Source organism: Neisseria sp. HMSC061H08 (assembly GCF_001836795.1).
Classification (GTDB): Bacteria; Pseudomonadota; Gammaproteobacteria; order Burkholderiales; family Neisseriaceae; genus Neisseria; species Neisseria subflava_A.
Genome location: NZ_KV830585.1, coordinates 1 through 1,531 on the forward strand (window position 1 = coordinate 1; position 1,531 = coordinate 1,531).

At 40.9% G+C, this 1,531-nt stretch carries 3 protein-coding genes; all 3 read left to right on the forward strand.

Translation table 11 applies throughout. The features are described from left to right. The first annotated feature begins 267 nt into the window (after positions 1-267). On the forward strand, positions 268-708 hold the full coding sequence (locus HMPREF2675_RS08970; RefSeq protein ID WP_083323912.1) for a hypothetical protein: 441 nt from the start codon (positions 268-270) through the stop codon (positions 706-708). A 138-nt stretch (positions 709-846) separates the two neighbouring features. After that, positions 847-1,005, forward strand: coding sequence for a hypothetical protein (locus tag HMPREF2675_RS11635; protein ID WP_234396024.1), 159 nt, complete (start codon positions 847-849; stop codon positions 1,003-1,005). Between the two features lie 9 nt (positions 1,006-1,014). Next, the gene (locus HMPREF2675_RS08975) at positions 1,015-1,527 is read left to right on the forward strand and encodes a VENN motif pre-toxin domain-containing protein (RefSeq protein ID WP_283127819.1); all 513 of its coding nucleotides are present in this window, start codon (positions 1,015-1,017) and stop codon (positions 1,525-1,527) included. Positions 1,528-1,531 lie beyond the last annotated feature (4 nt).

Consider the following 1,531-nt stretch of genomic DNA (forward strand, 5'->3'; position numbering starts at 1 on the left):
GCTCAAAGTGAGTGCGCAAAGCCATCTGAAGGATGTGTTTAAACCTGTTGAAAGCGGCTAACAGGCTAAGTGCGCCTGTTGCTGCCTAAAAGGCGGTTGGATGCCTGATTAATCAGGTATTCAAGAGAGATTAAGGGGGTATTTGAGTAGAAGCAGTGCATATTTGAAACAAAAACAGCCGAAAACCTGTGTTTAGGTTTCGGTTGTCGAGGGAAGGGCTTTTTTGCAAAGGTCTCATTAATATTTCTAATTTATAAGGAGTTTATGATGGTATTTGAAGACTATTTTAGTGAACTGCAAGCAGACATGGTGTCTATCTGTTTGGAATATGTACAAGGGCAAGCGGATAAAATTTACATTTATACTTGTTTTGAACCAAGAATTAGCTCTTGTGGATATTTCTTTGTAATTAATGGCAAATTATTGCAAAGACATAAAGTTACCGAGGAATTGCCTGAATGTGATATTGAATTACAAACACAAGTAATGGACATTATCATGGAGGATTTATACAAATTAAATGATGTTTGTACGCAATTTAATCAACCGATGCCTACCGAAATTAAAATGGTTTATGATGTAAAAAACAACAGTTTATCTGCTAATTATCAGTATGATTTAATTATACAAGCATCAGATACTTTAATTCCCCAACTTGTAGAGGAGGCTTGGTTTGAAGAAATTAAGCAGCAAATGGTAAATAATTAGTTCATGTGTACTAGGGGCTATTGACAATTCAAAAAATGAAGCCAACGTAGCCCGCCTGTATGATAGCAAGCGTGGACCTTCGCACTCACGTATTCTCTCTCTTTCGCTGTTAATCCGCTTTCAGGCAGCCTGAAAAATGTGTTTGACCAAGCAGCGGTGCAAAGCGAGCTAGATTTACAAAGAACCATAAGCCAAAGTTTTAATCAAAACGTTCAGGCAGCCAATATCAAAATTAACCAACACCTTGACCAACTTAAAGCACAACTAGAAAAAGGCGAGATAAGTCAAAGCGACTAAGACACCTAAGTGAAAAATTGGCAACGAGGACAAGTGCTACTCAACAGCATCGCCTCGGGCTTAAGTGCGCCAACCGAAAGCACAATGGGCATAGTAGCCGCAACTGCATCGCCAGCATTGTCATATGAAATTGGACAACAATTCAAAAAACACAATGCAGAAGGCACACCTGCACATATCCTTGCCCACGCGGTATTAGGAGCAGCAGTTGCAGTAGCAGGAGACAATAACGCCCTAGCAGGAGCGTTGAGTGCAGGTGGTGCGGAAGCGGCTGCACCTTACATCAGTAAATGGTTATATGGCAAAGATAAAGGCAGCGATTTAACGGCAGAAGAGAAAGAAACTGTAACCGCAATTACCAATCTGTTGGGAACGGCAACAGGAGCAGTTATTGGCGACACCACAGCTAATGCAGCACAAGGCAGCCTGAATGCGCAAAGTGCGGTGGAGAATAATGAACTAGCATTTAATATAAATAGAGACCTTTGCAAAAAAGCCCTTTCCTCAACAGCCGAAACCTAAACAC